Annotated in this window: 2 protein-coding genes; both read right to left on the minus strand. The window is 72.9% G+C overall.

All coding sequences use genetic code 11. The annotated features are described in order from the left end of the window. Positions 1–87: 87 nt before the first annotated feature. Positions 88–360 carry a hypothetical protein gene (locus ACFV0G_RS02040; protein ID WP_380540062.1) on the minus strand — a complete coding sequence of 91 codons (273 nt, stop codon included), beginning with the start codon at positions 358–360 and terminating at the stop codon, positions 88–90. Between the two features lie 132 nt (positions 361–492). Continuing rightward, positions 493–741 (minus strand): DUF6296 family protein, encoded by a 249-nt coding sequence (locus tag ACFV0G_RS02045; protein WP_380540065.1) that lies wholly within the window; start codon positions 739–741, stop codon positions 493–495. Positions 742–860: the final 119 nt, after the last annotated feature.

The following is an 860-nucleotide window of genomic DNA, read 5'->3' on the forward strand; positions in this document are numbered from 1 at the left end:
CGGGTGGTTGCGCCTGGGGGGCTGTGTTCGCGCGCCGCGCCGCGGGGGCCGTCGCGCGCTGCGTGGGGCCTCCGTCGTCCGGCGCGGCTACTCGGCTATCCGCTTGCCACGCACGATGCCCCGGATCGTCTCCGGCGCGAGGCCCAGCCGCCCGGCGAGCGGTTCGAGGGGTGCACCTCGGCGGAGGGCTGCGCAGATGGCGCGGTCGCGTTGGGCCTTGTAGCGCTGCCGGATGCCCTCGCCGGCGAGGGTGTGCTGGAGGCCGACGGCGAGCCAGGCGAGGGCGGTGCCCTGCCAGGCGCGGGTGCGGCGACGGAGGTGGTGGGTGGTCGGTCTGGCGGCGGCTGGGTTGGTGGACATGGCCATCTCCTCACCTGGGCCGCGTTCGGGGCCCTGCGTGCACGGTGAGGCCCCGGCGAAGATCGGGCAAGACCGCCGTTTCGGCCACTCGCATGTGACGGCAGGCCGCGGCGCGGTCGGGCTGCCGGGAGGTCAGGTGAGGGGCTGGGCGTGGACGGGCGTGTCCGGCATGGGACGGCCCGCGAGATCAAGGATGTGGACCAGGCCGCCATCCTCGATCTCTACGCGGACGCTCAGGTCCGCGTCCGAGTAGAGCGGGTGTCCGTGTGGGCCGTATCCGGCTTGTCGTTCCACCACCACGCTGTCCTGTTTGCCGTGGGATCCCGCCGGTCCGGGGAAGGTCAGCATCCAGCGGCTCGGCAGCGTGGCCACGGTGATCACGACCTCTCCGGCACGGGGAAATCCATTGTCCAACATCCGGCGGGGACGCGTCCTGGTCGGCGCTACGCTGCTGTGGCTCTGAGAAAGCACAAGAGGCCGTCACCCCGCCGAGCGCGGGG

The organism is Kitasatospora sp. NPDC059571 (assembly GCF_042735675.1).
GTDB lineage: Bacteria > Actinomycetota > Actinomycetes > Streptomycetales > Streptomycetaceae > Kitasatospora.